The organism is Salinimicrobium sp. CAU 1759, assembly GCF_054482715.1.
The window spans coordinates 39908-55382 of the sequence record NZ_JBTLRK010000003.1; the positions used below are offsets into that span (position 1 = coordinate 39908).

A 15475-nucleotide genomic window follows, 5' to 3' on the forward strand; every position below is an offset into this window, starting at 1 on the left:
AGTGGGAAATAAGTTTTAAGTAATTAAAAAAAAATAGGGTAGCTTAATTGTAAACTACCCTAGATAAAATATTTATATTATTCCGATTATTTATCAGCGCGATACCCTAAAGAATTAGAATTTGAAGTATAATAATCAACTTTAGAATTTAAAAGAGATCCTTTTTTAAATACTGTATCTCTAACTTGAAATTTTTTGTCAGCGGAACGTTTATTAACACTGATTCCAATTCGAGTACCTGTCGATCTTTTCATTTGTAATGTTTTTCGTTTGTGCGAATTTAATGATTCTGTCAAACTTATTGAATGCTAAATATAGTAAATCTGCTATGAAAAACAAATATTCTTTGTTTGAATTATTCGCTAAACCTCCCTTAAAATTATCTACTGAAAGAAATCCAAGGATTATTCTTTCATTCTTTCCTGTTACAATTGAAATAGGTACAACAAGGGTACTATTATAGTATTTATGCCATTCAGGATTTGGATTTTTATACATGTGTCTATTATATAGATCCGTCAAATTATCTTCTGCAAAATAAATATTTTTATATGCTTGGTCCATTATAATTGCAAATGCAGTATTGTCTTCAACAGCACATTTGGGATGCAAATTATCAGTCTCTCTTCTTCTTTTAAAGTTAACCGGGTCTCTGAAATAGGTTTTTATAAAAATGTCGTCGTCAGCCGAACTAGCATCATTGTAATTTAAAAGCTTTATGGTCAAGGAGCAATTATCATCAGTAATTTGACTGAAGTACGACTGTAAATTTGTAATAATATTGATTAAAAAATAGTCGAATTTATTTATTACATCGATTAATTCGTTATCGGTTATTTTAGACTCTTCTTTATCAATTATTTCTTGAAGAGAAAAATCTAGGTTCCTAAAATAATGGGTTACAATATGGGAGCATTCACATAATTGATTAATGATGATATCATTTTTAATAAATTCTTGCTCATAAAATGAATATTTTGCTGGAATCTGGCTTAATCTTTTAATTCTCTGATTAAAAGAAAGTACACTTAAAAGAAATATTAGGAGAACAACAGCTATTAAAACTGTTAGTGTGGTTAGAATATAGTTGTAGCTATTAAAATCCGAATTTTGTGATTGGTTTATATAGTTATAGATTAATGCTAGAATAGCTATAATGAAACCAAGAGCAGAAGAAAGGCCGTAAATATGACTCCAAATATCAGGAGGAGTAAAAATTTTAATATAATGAGGTGTTTTGAGTTTTTTAGAATAGGGATTATCTCTGTCAGGCTTGAAAATCATTTTATAAAATAAAAATTGTGTAGCGAAAATATTAAAATTATAAGAAATTTAATACAATAACAGAATAATATTGGAACTATGTCTTGAAATTTGGATTTCTTCATCCGAAGCTTGCTCACAACGTTCCCGGTTAACAAAAGTGGCGTGTAGGGAAGACTTCATTTTCCGGCGTAACGGGTTTTTCTATGGAAATAAATGTAGAAATTTATCTCTCAAAAAAGCCATTTTTGATAACCGCTGTTGGCAAACGTTTATTTTTGCCTTAAGTTGCTCCAAGTTTCAATCTGAACTTTATCTCCTAAATCAAGATCTTCGTATTTCTTTTTTACTCCCGCAAATTCATCAGTAATTAGTTTGCAAAGGGTGGAAGTAAGAATTGTATTTAAGGATAATACAGTCATGGATTCCTCAAGTGTAGATTTCTTGTTTAAGTAAATATAATTGTATTGGCGGTCACTTATATGTTCTCCATGAGCATGATTAGAATATAAACTCCACATATCATTCATTCTATTCGAATCTATTCCGCTCTTGATTAAAATATCTTTTGTGGATTCTGTTTTTGGATATTTTGGAGATAAAAATTCTTTCTGCTGCTTAGCGGTTGAAATTTTAAACTTCGAAGAATTTTGGATTTTTTCTGTTATTAAATAAATCTCCTTTTGAATTGCGGTCTTTTTATCCTCATTTTTTTCAGATTTTACTGGGAAGCTATATTGCTTTTGTAGTCCGTGAAGTTTATAAAGATTATATCTGAAATTTTTTTCTGCTGTTTCCACCTTATCAAAGAACAGGTAATACATAATAGCAAATGTTTCAATCTGCATCCGTGTTAAAGCATAAAGAGAGAATAAATCTGTAATTTCAATCGTCTTACTAATAATTGAAAATTTATTTCCCTCTAAGAGTTTTTTAATGCTGTGATTAGCCATACCATATCTAAAAAATTTATTTTCAATTTCCGCATGGTGATATTCTACTTTGACTTTGTTGTCAAATAGACTTTGAGTTAAAGTAAAGAGGGAATTTGTGAGTAGGTCGAATTGCTTCAATCGAGATTTTAAATCATCACTTTTAAAGGCACGGTAGATTTCAACTAAATATGGAATTCTATCTTTCATTTAATGTTTGCCAACGTCCCGTATAAAAAATAGTGCGAGCTGGCGAGCTTGATTGTCCGCAGGACAATCAGGCGCAGCAAGTACGCACAGACTTTCGATTTGAGACAGGTTTGAGCATTTTTTTTATACAGTGTTGGGCACAGTATTTTTAATCAGTAACTGAGCTCTGTAACTGAATTGGTTGAATCCCCGCGATCTTATCTTTATCATCAAAAACTAATTTGACCATTTCACTCGGTGGACTCGATTTATCGTCTGCATATTTGTACTGGAGTGAAATAAATACTCCTCCATTCAAACCTATTTGAACTCCACTAAATATTAGTTCTGTTTCATGTTCAAATTTTAAATTAGAAATCAACATATTAAGTTGCTCGTCAGTAACATTATTCTTGATTAGGTCTGATAAATAATCTCTGGATTTTTCCAAATCTCCAGAACTTAATGCTTGGAAAAAATCATTTTTGACTTCATCGAGTTCAGAAAGTTTTTTCTCGTCTAATTTTGGAGATGTCTTTTCTTCTTTTGATTGATTCTTAACATACAGTCTTATTCGGTGAGTCGGATTTATTACTGAAGATCCCCGGTTTTCGTAGTAATTTGATACTGTAGCATACATTTCGATTTCAGTAGTATCGTTAGGTTTCCAAGTTGAACTTTCAACAAATGTATTTAGAGAATCTAATCGACTAATATTCGAATAATTCCTTTTAACTTCTGGTTGGCCGTAATCTTTGGAAATATTTTCTTTTAATTTTTTGTACTTGTCAATCAATGCCTTTTCAAATTCTTTTGATTTCTGGTTATTTTGTTGTTTCTCAAAATTATAAACGTCCCACTCGTAACGAATAGATGACATCGTTGAATCTTTTTCTTTAAAGAAATAGTAAGTTATTAAATCGGGTAGGATTTTTTCTTTCCTCAAGAATTTAATAGGTTGAGCATCTCCGCTAAAGGAAACGTGGTTGGAAGTAGTGGTAATTCTCTCGCTTCCCAAATTTGCTTCCATTCTTAAATACTCGGAAAGTGAAGTGTTGTGAATATCAAGGTTAAACTCCTGTCCCAAGGCAGAAACTGAGATAAATAAAAATACGATAATTAAATTCTTCATATAAAGTAGGTTAATATTGTGCCCAACGTCCCGTATAAAAAATAGTGCGAGCTGGCGAGCTTGATTGTCCGCAGGACAATCAGGCGTTGCAAGCGGGCACGAACTTTCGATTTGGCACAGGTTTGAGCATTTTTTTTATACAGTGTTACCCAATGTGCCGCCCGCCTGAGTGAGCCGCCAGAGTAGTCTCCGTTCTACTTCTTATTTTCCAGGTCTCAGTGAGAGTCCGCTGCATTTTAATTTAAACTTTAAATTTCTTCCCTCTCAAAAATGACATTTTTGCGTCCGATTATTTTTATCCGCTTTGAGTGAGAAAGTCCGCTTTATTTTATTTTGAAATTCTCATTTTCTTACTACTCAAAAATGATGTTTTTAGCACCTTTTAATTATCCGTATGAGTGAGTGATCCGTCGCAATTCTTCTTTTAATATTCAATTTATCTTCCCTTTCAAAAATGGCATTTTAGAAGTCCTTTATTTATCCGAGTCAGTTTTATTTTTCCCGCGTTTGGTTAGTCAGCGGCATTTTGGGTAACGTCCCGTATAAAAAATAGTGCGAGCTGGCGAGCTTGATTGTCCGCAGGACAATCAGGCGTTGCAAGCGGGCACGAACTTTCGATTTGGCACAGGTTTGAGCATTTTTTTTATACAGTGTTACCCAATGTGCCGCCCGCCTGAGTGAGCCGCCAGAGTAGTCTCCGTTCTACTTCTTATTTTCCAGGTCTCAGTGAGAGTCCGCTGCATTTTAATTTAAACTTTAAATTTCTTCCCTCTCAAAAATGACATTTTTGCGTCCGATTATTTTTATCCGCTTTGAGTGAGAAAGTCCGCTTTATTTTATTTTGAAATTCTCATTTTCTTACTACTCAAAAATGATGTTTTTAGCACCTTTTAATTATCCGTATGAGTGAGTGATCCGTCGCAATTCTTCTTTTAATATTCAATTTATCTTCCCTTTCAAAAATGGCATTTTAGAAGTCCTTTATTTATCCGAGTCAGTTTTATTTTTCCCGCGTTTGGTTAGTCAGCGGCATTTTGGGTAACGTCCCGGTTAACGAAAGTGGCGTGTAGGGAAGGAATCACTTTCCGGCGTAACGGGTTCTTAAAATGGAAATAAATGTAGGAAATTATCTCCCAAAAAAGCCATTTTTGTTAACCGCTGTTGGCACCTGGCTTTTTCTCAATCACAGTTCTTGATTTCCTTTACCAATTATATGTTCTGTTTTATATCCTCCCATACTTGAAGCATATCCGATAACTGTTTCCGTTTTCTCAGTACCCTTTTCTTTGAAGTTTAAATTTATTGAACAATCACTTGATATTGAAATCCAGACGGTTTTACTCTCTCCAGCTTCTAAATTATCTATCGATATGGATTCGCATCCACTAATATGTAAGTCCGTAAATTTTGAATCCGTCGGGTTCGTCAGAGTTAGTCGGATCGTATTAAGGAGGATCAACATAAACCAGAGATAGAAATAAGCGACTGGAATATTTAACAACATAATTGCATTGTTTATAAAGAGCTTTTTTCTAATAGATTTATTACTAATCGCTTCTACTATTGAAGCTATGAAAACGCCAATGTTGACAATAACTATAAAGAAAATGAAGATGTATCCAATAAACAATAATTCTGCTTTTTCTGTAAAGTAGAAAAGTCCGACTAGAATTGAACCCAAAATAAATGAAATTAGGGCTACAGTTCTTCCTATGTTTTCCTTTTTAAAATACTTCATTTGTTTTTAGCTTGGTGCCAACGTTCCCGGTTAACGCAAGTAGCGGCTTGGGAAACGATTATTTGTCGGTTAAGTTATCTTTTTAAAGGTACTCAAAAATGTCATTTTAAACGGTCTGCCGCTATTTGTCCGTTAACCGCTGTTAGGGCCAGTTTTATCGTGTAAAACATCATTTAAATAATTTAAGAATGATATTGTCTTTAAAGAATTAATTTCTGTACCGAATTCAATATCAATCCCGTGAATAATTTCGTGCCTATTCAGCCGTACTGGAAAGTTTTCAATATTTTTTATTAACTCATTAATTGCAGAAGGATTATTCATAGGAGCTAAAAAGGTTTTGAAGAACATTCCCTCATCTTTAGCTAATTCACTATGGATTGCAGGTCGAAAGATTTTAGCTTTTTTCAGGTCAGAATCGTTCTGAAAATAAAATTTGTTAGCTCTGTCATAGCATAAACCGTCAGCTTGTGTCAGTAGTAAAGTAATTGAGGAATAATAGTTCTTTTTGCGGTGATTATGAAACCCTTCTTCAATCAATTTTTTTCTTGCGGGATTTCGCTTGATCAGTCTTCTTTCAACCAAACTTAATTCCTTTTGATAATATTCGGACAAAAACTCATCTACCTCCTTTTCGTCACCGTTTTTTAACTTCCTGTTTAATTCGATCGGTGTTTTTGGTAGAGAATCATAGCCTAAATACCAGCCGTACTTTGACAATTCTATTAAACTCCCAGGTGCTTCCTCTTGGAGAATTTTTATAGATTCTGCAATCCGGGCAAATGGATTTATATCAATAAATGGATTAACAGTTCTGTTTTTGTTCTCCTGAAAAAACTTTCCAAGAGTCTTTATTGCTTCTTCTAGCTCTGGATTTCTCCTAACCATTTATGTTTTTTTAAATTGGCCCTAACTCGTTATATCAAAACTAATATAGTTATTTATCCTTTTAAATTTCGGGATAACAACAGGTTTTCATTGCTTTTATCTGCCTGCAACATCTCCTTTACCGTCACGTCCAAAGGACTTTCGATTTTCATGATATCCTTCCTCGACACATGCGTATAGATCATAGTGGTTTCCGGCCGGGAGTGGCCCAGCAGCTCCTGAATATACCTAATGTCAATTCCGTTTTCCAGCATGTGAGTTGCGTACGAATGTCTTAAGGTGTGTGGAGTCACTTTCTTTTTAATGCCCGACCGCCGACAGGATTCCTGCAGAAATGTTCTAATGCTCTGTGCGGTATATTGTCCGCCGGTTTGGCCTTCAGCAAAATAAACCCCGGGTGAATAGGTAGAAAGGTAATTGTTAAGTAACGGCAACATACTTTCGGCCAAAACTACAATGCGGTCCTTACGACCTTTCGAATTTTTAATGACAATTTGCCTTCGCAAAATATCAATGTGGTACAGCTTTAATTCTAGTAATTCAGAAATTCTTAATCCGCCCGAGTAGATCATTGCAAGGATTGCACGGTGCTTCAAATTCCTGGTAGCCTGTAACAAAGAAATAACTTCTTCCTTGGAAAGGACCGACGGTAGATACTGGCTTCTTTTAGGCCGTTTAATGCTGGTTGCATCTATTTTCTCGCAAGCAAAAAGTTCCAGAAAATGTTTTATTGCACTAATGCACTGCCGGTGCGTACTAAGGGCATAGTTCCCGCCGGCTATTCTCTGTTCGACAAATAATTCGATATCCCTGTGCCGCAGGGAATCCAGAGGTCTGTCACCTATATAGTCTACCAGCTTAAGTACAAAATTGTAGTATGTTCTTACACTGCTGTCACTTAATCGCTGCCCCCGCAGATATGCTACATACTCATGAAGAATCCTTTTTTGATTTTTGCTGAATTCCCCGGGTGATGGTTCCGCTTTCTTTTTTACAAGGGAAAATTCCTGCATCGCCTTATAATCAACAAATAAATTTGAAGCCCTTAACTTATGGTAAAGCAAATGCTTGTTCTCACTGCAAAGAGCTGCATAAAAACAATTATGGGTGTTGGACCATTTTACCGGTCGAAGTGCTTGTAGCAGCTTTTCAATCTCTGAATCGAACTTGAATTTTATTGCTATTTGCCACTCCCCATTAAGGTGAAGAGGAGCGAGCTCAACCTTTTTCATAGTGCTGATTTTAAAGTAAATATATCTAAAATCTGCTCCCGAAATTTAAAATAATCACTGGCCGGCTATTCTTATTTTTTAGAAGACCAGTTTAATTTTAAGGCCTGCGAATTTTAATGTTACCGCCTGAAGAATTTGAGATTATCATGATCCTTAGAAACAAAAATGACCTTCCAAAAATGACATTTTAGAGGGGTGTACTATGGTGAACTAAGTAAAATCCCTTCCGGAAATTTATTCTAGCCAATATTTCCCCGGCCTTTCAACTCATTAATAAAGATTTCTACCTGTTTTTCCGAATAATGCCCATTGAACTGAAAGTATTGCCCCTGTTGATTTAATACCATAATACCAAAGCAGGATTTCTTCCGGTCAAAGAAATTATTCAGGAGAAAATCATCTTTGTCGTCGAAGTAATTCCTGTTATCCATTTTCTTTCTGATTTTCTCCCCATTTGAAAAAACGTCAATATTCAGGCTGTTATCTACATCAACTTTAGAATAGAATTCTGTCCACCACTTTTTACTGTCTGAAGTTATTTTGTGGTTATTAAAATGACAATCTGAAAGAGGTTGCCTGTAATTTATGATCAAGATCTCCTCCTCCTGCCAGTTGTAATAGTTTTTAAGCAAATTGATCTTTTCGGCTTCAAGCTTTCCGGTAAAATCTGCATAAACGTAATCTTCTTCGGGATTGGTGTCCTTTTCAGCTTTACCAGAACGGGTTGTTGAACATGAAAAAAAGAGAACTGATACGAGGAGATAGATAGCTTTATTCATTGGTATTATAATCGAAATATTTTGAAGGGAATCTGTTACCTTTCTTAATTGGCCTAAGGTAAAACTATGACAATTCTATAAATTGAGCTTACGGTAAACCCTAAGGGATTCAGTTTATTTTAGGAAGGCAAAGAAATGAGGTTCCAATAAGCGGATTTTTAACAGGTGTTTCCGCAAAAAAAACGGCGGGAAACTAACTTCCCACCGCTTTATAATATTATCCTTTCAAGAAATTATTCTATCAGCCGCTGCTGGATCCAAACTGCAAATTGAGTTTCATAAACTCGGGTAATTATGATCATCAAAATACCTATCCCCACAAACCACCAGGAATAGCTTTCGTGTTTTACAAGTATTATCGCTATTACTCCAAGGATCAAATATGGGATCATCAACAGGAGGTTTGGCAGCAGCCAGGCACCTCCAAAAATAATTACCGCCTTCATCACGATGAAAAAAATACTGTAAATAAGGATGATCTTAGTAAGGATCACCAGGTTCCTATGAGACATTACCTGTAGTTCTTTGGTGGCTTACGGGCGTAGCTTTGCTGTTCAAAGGCGTATCCCAGGTTAAGGAGCTTATCCTCTTCATAAGGTTTTGCTATGAAGGTGATGCTTTTTGGCTCTCCCGACGCCTCAAAACCTGCAGGCACTGCCAGTGCCGGGTATTTTGCCACTGCGGCATAGGCCGCATGATAATTATTGATAGAGGCCACTGCATCAAGATTGTGCTGTTGCATAGGCACATCAAAGAACTTTCTCCCACTTTCCTGCAGTTGCGCAGAGATCCTTTCCAGCTCTTCTGCACTGGTAGTATCGGACACTATGTTCTCGAACAGCTGCTGCCCGTAAGGCGCCCGCAGCAGAGTATCTTTAAGATTATATTTTACGATCGCCTCCACATTCTTAAAGGTCACTTCTTTTCCCGCTTGCCGGGACAGGTAAGCAGGTAAATCCTTCTTCATATCTGCATTGAGCAAAGTAAGGAAATTGTCAAGCGGAACATTTTCGGCTTCAAATTCAATGATCACCGCTCCGCCTTCCTTCATTTTCTGCACTGCCCGGTTGTAAAGGGAGTCGGTCATCAAAGACTTCATCACTCCTATCCTTTTCCCTTCGAGACCTTCAGGAGAAACTGTTTTTACATAGTTCTTATCTGAAGCAACCGAAGTACGATCTTCGGCATCTTTTCCTGTAAGAGCATTTAATAAAATGGTGTTGTCGATCACATATTTGGTCATTGGCCCCGGGGTATCCAAAGTACCTGAAATTGGGATAATCCCGGTACGACTCAGCAGCCCCACTGTCGGTTTCAATCCGACTACCGCATTCTTGGATGCCGGGGAAAGAATGGAACCTGCAGTTTCAGTTCCAATAGCAGCTACCGCATAGTTTGCAGCTACGGCCACTCCACTACCCGAACTGGAACCTCCTGTCTCAAATTGTTTTCTTCCGTAGGGATTAAGTGTTTGTCCGCCAACGGCACTGTATCCCAGGGGACAACCGTCACAAAAATAATAAGCCCACTCGCTCAAATTCACTTTTCCGAGGATAAGGGCATTGTTCTTTTGTAAACGATCAACGATAAAGGCATTTTTGGAAGGTTGGTTTTCAGCAAGAGCTATAGCTCCTGCAGTGGTCTTCATGTCGCTGGTGTTGATGTTATCCTTCAGCAGGATAGGCATTCCATGAACAGAATTCTCATTTACACCCGCAGCTCCCTGCTCATCCAGCTTCCTGGCCTGTTCAACTACTTCAGGATTTAAAGCGATCACCGCATTTAATGAAAGGTCATTGTTGCTCTCGAATTCCCTGATGCGGTAGATGTAGAACAGGGTAAGATCTTCATAAGAAAGCTCCCCCTCCTTCACAGCACGCTGCAATTCGGGAATGCTTCTTTCAAGGATAAGCTGTTTTAGTCCTTCATATCTTTCCGCAGAAAAAGAAGCGAGATCTGCTTCAAAAGGTCTCCATATCTCGTTCTTGTCAAGAGTTTTGGAATTGATGAGCTTAAACCTCATCCTTTCATTTTCGTGCTGTGCCTGTTCTTCAAGTTCGGCGGTTTCATCCTGCGCCTCCCAAACGATGGCAGGTGAATCTAAAGCTGTTTCTTTTGTGCTTACTTTACAGGAGAAAAAGGTCACCAGGACCAAAAAGAGCGTAATGATCTGCTTCATGATTTTATATTTGATAAATAACTATTTGAAGAATGAGTCTACGAACTCGTATTTGTTGAAAACCTGCAGGTCTTCCATCCCTTCACCTACTCCAATATATTTTACGGGGATCTGGAACTGGTCGCTTATCCCTATCACCACCCCGCCCTTGGCAGTACCGTCAAGTTTGGTAACGGCCAGGGAAGTAACCTCGGTCGCAGCTGTGAACTGCTTGGCTTGTTCAAAGGCATTCTGGCCGGTAGAACCATCCAATACTAACAGTACTTCATGCGGCGAGTTCTCCACCACTTTCTGTGTTACCCGCTTCACCTTAGACAACTCATTCATAAGATTGACCTTATTGTGAAGGCGGCCGGCGGTATCAATGATCACCACATCTGCCCCTTGCTTCACTGCGCTTTGCACACTATCATAAGCTACCGAGGCAGGATCACTACCCATTTGCTGCTTTACTATAGGAACATCTACCCTGTCTGCCCATACCTGTAATTGATCAATGGCGGCAGCCCTAAAGGTATCGGCAGCGCCAAGGACAACTTTCTTTCCGGCTTTCTTGAACTGGTAGGCAAGCTTTCCAATCGTGGTTGTTTTTCCAACCCCGTTGACGCCCACCACCATGATCACATAAGGCTTTTTATCTGCCGGCACATAAAATTCTGTCGCCTCGCCCGAATTGGTTTCGGCTAAAAGAGCGGCGATCTCCTCCCGCAGGATCTTATTTAGTTCATCGGTTCCCAAAAAGCGGTCTCGGGCAACTCTTTCCTCAATGCGGTTAATGATCTTTACGGTAGTGCCAACGCCCACATCACTGCTCACGAGAACATCCTCCAGGTCATCGAGTACCTCATCATCGACTTTAGATTTACCGGCAACGGCTTTTCCCAGCTTGGAAAAGAAATCATTTTTAGATTTTTCAAGGCCCTTGTCCAGGGTTTCCTTTTTCTCACGGGAGAATATCTTCTTAAATAAACTCATTATTTAGCTTGGTCTTTATTTCAACTTTGGCAGTAAAATAGCCGTGTGTAAATATACACAAAAACAAAAAGCCGTCCCGATGAGTACCGGGACGGCTTTTAAATATTTTGAAAATAACTTATTTCTTGTTCAGGAAGTCATTTACCATTTCAGGAGCCATAATTCCTTCAACAAAAGTATAGGCGCCGCTCTTTGGAGATTTTACCATCTTGATGGCTTTAGTTAATCTCTTTGATCCTGTCTGTAATGATGCTACTGATTTCTTTGCCATGACTTATGCTTATTTAATTTCTTTATGAACCGTCATCTTCTTTAGAATAGGATTGAATTTCTTCAGCTCCATTCTATCTGGCGTGTTCTTTTTGTTTTTTGTTGTAATATATCTTGAAGTACCGGGCTGTCCCGATGCTTTGTGCTCTGTACACTCTAATATAACCTGAACTCTGTTACCTTTCTTTGCCATTTTACTGCGTCTTAAATGTTAGGATTACTTGTTTAAAAAACCCTTTTCCCTTGCTTCTTTGATTACAGCTGTAATTCCCTTCTTATTAATATTCTTAATAGCAGAAGTAGATACTTTTAAAGTGATCCACTTATCTTCTTCAGGGATATAAAAACGTTTTTTAACCAAATTGGCGTCAAATTTACGTTTTGTCTTATTCATCGCGTGGGAAACGTTGTTTCCTACCATTGCTTTCTTACCTGTAAGTTCACAAACTCTTGACATTGCTCTATACTTTAACTCGTTATTTCAAAACAGGCTGCAAATTAACGATTTTTTTACCTAATAGCCAATAGCCGATGAAAATATTTTTCTGAAGCTCTATTTTCTTTTCCCCTCCTGAAAAACCTGCTGAAAATGCCCTTTTTGACACCTATTGCTGAAACCATCTCTCCCTTCGGAAGAAAATCTTTATAGCAGATTCAAGCCTGAAGCTCCTTTTGAAGCACAAATTTCTGAAAAATTCTGAAAAAATCCAGTGGTCAGTGATCAGTGGCCAGGGATCAGTGATCAGTACCCAATGTTAATAATCCGAGAGACTGAGAATTTTTTCGTGGAGTTGTGGCAATTTTAAAAACACCTATATAGAATAAGTTCGTACTTCTAAATTCCCACTTCGTACTTCAGGATATTTCCTTCAGGATCATTTCAAAAGCTTTCTGAACGGTTTGCTTCACCACCTGGTCCCTGCTGTTTCCAAAAATGAACTTTTTAGAATAAACTTTTTCTGGAGTAGCCACGCCAATGTAGACAGTGCCAACCTCAGCATCACTATCGCCCTTGGTAGGGCCTGCATTGCCTGTGGTCGAAAGTGCATAATCAGTTTTAAAGTATTTGCGCGCATTCTTTGCCATGGCTTCGGCAACTTCGGGGCTTACCACAGTGTGCTTTTCGATCAGGTCCTTTGGAACATGTAGGTTTTCCTCCTTTACCACTGTAGCGTAAGAGACCATACCTCCCTTGAAACAGGAAGATGCGCCGGGATGAGTGGTGAATTCGGCTGCCAGGGCTCCTCCCGTACAACTCTCGGCAGCAGAAAGGAATTTCCCTTGCGAGGTAAGCAGTTTACTTATCTGTACCGCTATCTTTTCGTCTTCCTCCTGCTCTTCAGCAATGATATCCCCCAGCAGCTCATACAGACCTTCAACCTGTTTTTCTACAGAGCTAATCAATTCCTCCTCTTGTTCTCCCTTGCCGGAAAGCCTTAACCTAACGCTGCCAAGACCCGGCAGGTACGCAAGTTTTATATGTTTTGGCAGTCGGTCTTCAAAAGCAGCAAGTTTATTGGCAATAGCACTTTCGCCTTCCCCTCTAGTTAAAATAGTTTTGTGGTATATGAAAGGCCTGTGAAATTTCTCCCTTAACCGCGGAATAACCTCTTCTTCCATAAGGTTTTTCATTTCATAGGGCACGCCGGGGAGAGAGATATAAACTTTTCCCTCCTTCTCCATCCACATGCCCGGTGCGGTACCGTAACGATTGTGTAAAACTGTGGCTTTAGAAGGAAGCATTGCCTGCTCGCGATTAAGGTCTGAAATGGAGGTTTTCTTGTATTTGGCAAAAAGCTCTTCTATATGCTGAAGTACTTTATCATTTGTCACCAGCTGGTCTTCGAAATATTCAGCAAAGGTATATTTGGTGACATCATCTTTTGTAGGACCCAGCCCGCCGGTAAGAATGACTATATCGGCCCTTTTTGAAGCATCAAGCAAGGCAGAAAGGATGTGCTCCTTCTCATCCTGCACCGAAGTGATCTGGTACACTGAAATACCTATAAGGTTAAGCTCCTTGGCGATAAAAGCCGAATTGGAATCTACTATCTGCCCAATGAGGATCTCATCCCCTATAGTGATAATTTCTGCAGTCATTAGAGATCAAAATCTTCCTTGAGGTCTTTTTCGGCCAGTTTATATTTTGCAGTAATGATACGGGCCGCTTCATTGACCTCATCTGTATTATCACCGGCTTTTGCCCAGCTTTCGAGGATCTTTATCTGCGGCATAAGACCAAGACCGAACATTTGGAAATTAGGCTTCATTTTATGAGCGAATTGATAAGCCTGCTGCGGATTGTCCTGTGTCACCGCCTGGTTCATCCCTTCAAGATCTGGCGGGATCTCTTCCAGGAAAGTCTGCACCACAACCTTTATAAAGTCCTGGTCCCCTCCGGCCATTTCCTCTACGCTTTCTAAATCGTAATTCCTCATCTTATTTGTATTGAGAATATTTGTTGGTCTTCTATAAAGCCGCTCAATTCGTCATTTATCGCTACAGGCCCTACTCCCGCCGGCGTTCCCGTAAAGATCACATCTCCTATCTTGAGCGTAAAATATTGTGAAATATATTCAATTATTTCGTCAATCTTCCATAACATATGTGAAGTTCTTCCCTGCTGCACCGCTTCTCCATTCTTCTGAAGGCTGAATTCCAGATCATTGAGGTCCTTAAAATGGGACTTTTTGATCCACTTTTCCCCGATCACTGCAGAGCCGTCAAAGCCCTTCGCTTTCTCCCATGGCAGACCTTTATCCTTCAATTTCTTCTGAAGGTCTCTTGCCGTGAAATCTATTCCAAGTCCTATTTCATCATAATACTTGTATGCAAATTTCTTCTGAATGTGCTTACCTATTCTATTGATCCTTACCAGCAATTCCACCTCGTAATGTATATCGTTAGAAAATGGCGGAATAAAGAAAGGCTGCTTCTTGAGCAGGACAGCCGAATCGGGTTTTAAAAAGATCACCGGCTCATCTGGTTTCTCATTCTGAAGTTCGGTGATGTGCTCGGTGTAATTTCGGCCTATACAGATTATTTTCATCTCAGGAATTGATTACTTCAGCTTGGTATTTAATTTCCTTAGCTTAATTGCGGTCAATACTTTTTTAGTGTACAGCGGAAAATCGGCGTTTTGGAACCATCCAAAATAACCGGGCTCCTGTTCAAGAATATCCTCTACACATTTACCCTTATACTTTCCAAAGCTAAAAACTTCCCTGCCTTTTTTGTCGTAAATGATAAAACCGGCAATGTCTGCACAATTCTTTTGAGAGCTGAATTCAGAAAGCCATTTTACATCATTCTGCAGCTTGTCTTCATACATGTCGAGTTGTGACTTAAGCACTTCATAAGTAGCCTCGGTGTCAACTGCCGCAGAATGCGCCCCTTCAAGATCTTTTCCGCAGTAGAACTTATAGGCGGCAGCAAGGGTTCTTTGTTCCATCTTGTGAAAAATTGTCTGCACATCTACAGAAAGGGAACTTTTCATCTCAAAATCTACCCCCGCCCGCAGCATCTCTTCCGCGAGAAGCGGAATATCATAGCGGTTGGAGTTGTATCCCGCCAGGTCACAGCCCTTGATCATTTCATTAATTGCAGGAGCCAATTCTTTAAAAGTAGGCTCATTGGCTACTTTCTCATTCGTGATTCCATGTACTGCAACTACTTCTTTGGAAATAGGCACTGTTGGATTTACAAGCCAGGTCTTGCTTTCGCGATTTCCATTCGGAAAGATCTTTAGAATAGAAATTTCAACGATCCTGTCCTTTGCGACATTGGTTCCTGTTGCTTCAAGATCAAAAAAACATATTGGCTTTGTAAGCTTCAACTCCATAATAAAATTTATTTGGGCAAAGATAGTAAAAGAAGTGGGCAGTGAACAGTGAGTAAT

General features: G+C 38.4%; 17 protein-coding genes. All 17 read right to left on the reverse strand.

What is annotated here, in order from left to right; all coding sequences use genetic code 11:
* Nucleotides 1–213: 213 nt before the first annotated feature.
* Nucleotides 214–1284, reverse strand: a complete 1071-nt coding sequence (locus ACXYMT_RS13425; protein ID WP_459059623.1) for a hypothetical protein — start codon at nt 1282–1284, stop codon at nt 214–216.
* Nucleotides 1285–1535: 251 nt separating this feature from the next.
* Nucleotides 1536–2405 (reverse strand): hypothetical protein, encoded by an 870-nt coding sequence (locus ACXYMT_RS13430; protein WP_459059624.1) that lies wholly within the window; start codon nt 2403–2405, stop codon nt 1536–1538.
* Nucleotides 2406–2553: 148 nt separating this feature from the next.
* A complete protein-coding gene (locus ACXYMT_RS13435; RefSeq protein ID WP_459059625.1) occupies nt 2554–3516 on the reverse strand; it encodes a hypothetical protein in 963 nt (320 codons plus the stop codon).
* 1183 nt (nt 3517–4699) lie between these two features.
* Complete coding sequence (locus ACXYMT_RS13440; RefSeq protein WP_459059626.1) at nt 4700–5254, reverse strand: hypothetical protein; 555 nt, start codon at nt 5252–5254, stop codon at nt 4700–4702.
* Nucleotides 5255–5386: 132 nt separating this feature from the next.
* The gene (locus tag ACXYMT_RS13445; protein ID WP_459059627.1) at nt 5387–6142 is read right to left on the reverse strand and encodes a hypothetical protein; all 756 of its coding nucleotides are present in this window, start codon (nt 6140–6142) and stop codon (nt 5387–5389) included.
* Nucleotides 6143–6195: 53 nt separating this feature from the next.
* Nucleotides 6196–7374 carry a tyrosine-type recombinase/integrase gene (locus ACXYMT_RS13450; protein WP_459059628.1) on the reverse strand — a complete coding sequence of 393 codons (1179 nt, stop codon included), beginning with the start codon at nt 7372–7374 and terminating at the stop codon, nt 6196–6198.
* A 239-nt stretch (nt 7375–7613) separates the two neighbouring features.
* Complete coding sequence (locus tag ACXYMT_RS13455; protein WP_459059629.1) at nt 7614–8153, reverse strand: hypothetical protein; 540 nt, start codon at nt 8151–8153, stop codon at nt 7614–7616.
* 233 nt (nt 8154–8386) lie between these two features.
* On the reverse strand, nt 8387–8665 hold the full coding sequence (locus ACXYMT_RS13460) for a hypothetical protein (protein WP_459059630.1): 279 nt from the start codon (nt 8663–8665) through the stop codon (nt 8387–8389).
* Entirely contained in the window at nt 8665–10332 is a 1668-nt protein-coding gene (locus tag ACXYMT_RS13465; RefSeq protein WP_459059631.1) for an amidase family protein, read from the reverse strand. The genes ACXYMT_RS13460 and ACXYMT_RS13465 overlap by 1 nt, the downstream gene beginning before the upstream one ends.
* Nucleotides 10333–10353: 21 nt before the next feature.
* On the reverse strand, nt 10354–11307 hold the full coding sequence (ftsY, locus tag ACXYMT_RS13470) for a signal recognition particle-docking protein FtsY (RefSeq protein ID WP_459059632.1): 954 nt from the start codon (nt 11305–11307) through the stop codon (nt 10354–10356).
* Between the two features lie 118 nt (nt 11308–11425).
* Nucleotides 11426–11578, reverse strand: a complete 153-nt coding sequence (locus ACXYMT_RS13475) for a DUF4295 domain-containing protein (RefSeq protein WP_324721550.1) — start codon at nt 11576–11578, stop codon at nt 11426–11428.
* Nucleotides 11579–11587: 9 nt separating this feature from the next.
* Nucleotides 11588–11770, reverse strand: coding sequence for a 50S ribosomal protein L33 (gene rpmG, locus ACXYMT_RS13480; RefSeq protein WP_013070733.1), 183 nt, complete (start codon nt 11768–11770; stop codon nt 11588–11590).
* Nucleotides 11771–11794: 24 nt separating this feature from the next.
* On the reverse strand, nt 11795–12034 hold the full coding sequence (gene rpmB, locus ACXYMT_RS13485; protein ID WP_459059633.1) for a 50S ribosomal protein L28: 240 nt from the start codon (nt 12032–12034) through the stop codon (nt 11795–11797).
* Between the two features lie 398 nt (nt 12035–12432).
* Nucleotides 12433–13677 carry a competence/damage-inducible protein A gene (locus ACXYMT_RS13490; protein WP_459059634.1) on the reverse strand — a complete coding sequence of 415 codons (1245 nt, stop codon included), beginning with the start codon at nt 13675–13677 and terminating at the stop codon, nt 12433–12435.
* On the reverse strand, nt 13677–14015 hold the full coding sequence (locus ACXYMT_RS13495; RefSeq protein WP_459059635.1) for an Hpt domain-containing protein: 339 nt from the start codon (nt 14013–14015) through the stop codon (nt 13677–13679). Before ACXYMT_RS13495 ends, ACXYMT_RS13490 begins: the two co-directional genes overlap by 1 nt.
* Nucleotides 14012–14626: a fumarylacetoacetate hydrolase family protein gene (locus ACXYMT_RS13500; RefSeq protein WP_459059636.1), complete on the reverse strand. Its 615-nt coding sequence runs from the start codon at nt 14624–14626 to the stop codon at nt 14012–14014. Before ACXYMT_RS13500 ends, ACXYMT_RS13495 begins: the two co-directional genes overlap by 4 nt.
* A gap of 12 nt (nt 14627–14638) precedes the next feature.
* A complete protein-coding gene (locus ACXYMT_RS13505; RefSeq protein WP_459059637.1) occupies nt 14639–15418 on the reverse strand; it encodes an exonuclease domain-containing protein in 780 nt (259 codons plus the stop codon).
* Between the last annotated feature and the right edge of the window lie 57 nt (nt 15419–15475).

Excerpts from the sequence above, each read along its gene's own strand:
- ACXYMT_RS13465 (WP_459059631.1), bottom strand. The coding sequence starts at position 10,332 with ATGAAGCAGATCATTACGCTCTTTTTGGTCCTGGTGACCTTTTTCTCC.
- ftsY (WP_459059632.1), bottom strand. The coding sequence starts at position 11,307 with ATGAGTTTATTTAAGAAGATATTCTCCCGTGAGAAAAAGGAAACCCTG.
- ACXYMT_RS13475 (WP_324721550.1), bottom strand. The coding sequence starts at position 11,578 with ATGGCAAAGAAATCAGTAGCATCATTACAGACAGGATCAAAGAGATTA.
- ACXYMT_RS13500 (WP_459059636.1), bottom strand. The coding sequence starts at position 14,626 with ATGAAAATAATCTGTATAGGCCGAAATTACACCGAGCACATCACCGAA.
- ACXYMT_RS13425 (WP_459059623.1), bottom strand. The coding sequence starts at position 1,284 with ATGATTTTCAAGCCTGACAGAGATAATCCCTATTCTAAAAAACTCAAA.
- ACXYMT_RS13460 (WP_459059630.1), bottom strand. The coding sequence starts at position 8,665 with ATGTCTCATAGGAACCTGGTGATCCTTACTAAGATCATCCTTATTTAC.
- rpmB (WP_459059633.1), bottom strand. The coding sequence starts at position 12,034 with ATGTCAAGAGTTTGTGAACTTACAGGTAAGAAAGCAATGGTAGGAAAC.
- ACXYMT_RS13435 (WP_459059625.1), bottom strand. The coding sequence starts at position 3,516 with ATGAAGAATTTAATTATCGTATTTTTATTTATCTCAGTTTCTGCCTTG.
- rpmG (WP_013070733.1), bottom strand. The coding sequence starts at position 11,770 with ATGGCAAAGAAAGGTAACAGAGTTCAGGTTATATTAGAGTGTACAGAG.
- ACXYMT_RS13505 (WP_459059637.1), bottom strand. The coding sequence starts at position 15,418 with ATGGAGTTGAAGCTTACAAAGCCAATATGTTTTTTTGATCTTGAAGCA.
- ACXYMT_RS13430 (WP_459059624.1), bottom strand. The coding sequence starts at position 2,405 with ATGAAAGATAGAATTCCATATTTAGTTGAAATCTACCGTGCCTTTAAA.
- ACXYMT_RS13440 (WP_459059626.1), bottom strand. The coding sequence starts at position 5,254 with ATGAAGTATTTTAAAAAGGAAAACATAGGAAGAACTGTAGCCCTAATT.
- ACXYMT_RS13455 (WP_459059629.1), bottom strand. The coding sequence starts at position 8,153 with ATGAATAAAGCTATCTATCTCCTCGTATCAGTTCTCTTTTTTTCATGT.
- ACXYMT_RS13495 (WP_459059635.1), bottom strand. The coding sequence starts at position 14,015 with ATGAGGAATTACGATTTAGAAAGCGTAGAGGAAATGGCCGGAGGGGAC.
- ACXYMT_RS13490 (WP_459059634.1), bottom strand. The coding sequence starts at position 13,677 with ATGACTGCAGAAATTATCACTATAGGGGATGAGATCCTCATTGGGCAG.
- ACXYMT_RS13450 (WP_459059628.1), bottom strand. The coding sequence starts at position 7,374 with ATGAAAAAGGTTGAGCTCGCTCCTCTTCACCTTAATGGGGAGTGGCAA.
- ACXYMT_RS13445 (WP_459059627.1), bottom strand. The coding sequence starts at position 6,142 with ATGGTTAGGAGAAATCCAGAGCTAGAAGAAGCAATAAAGACTCTTGGA.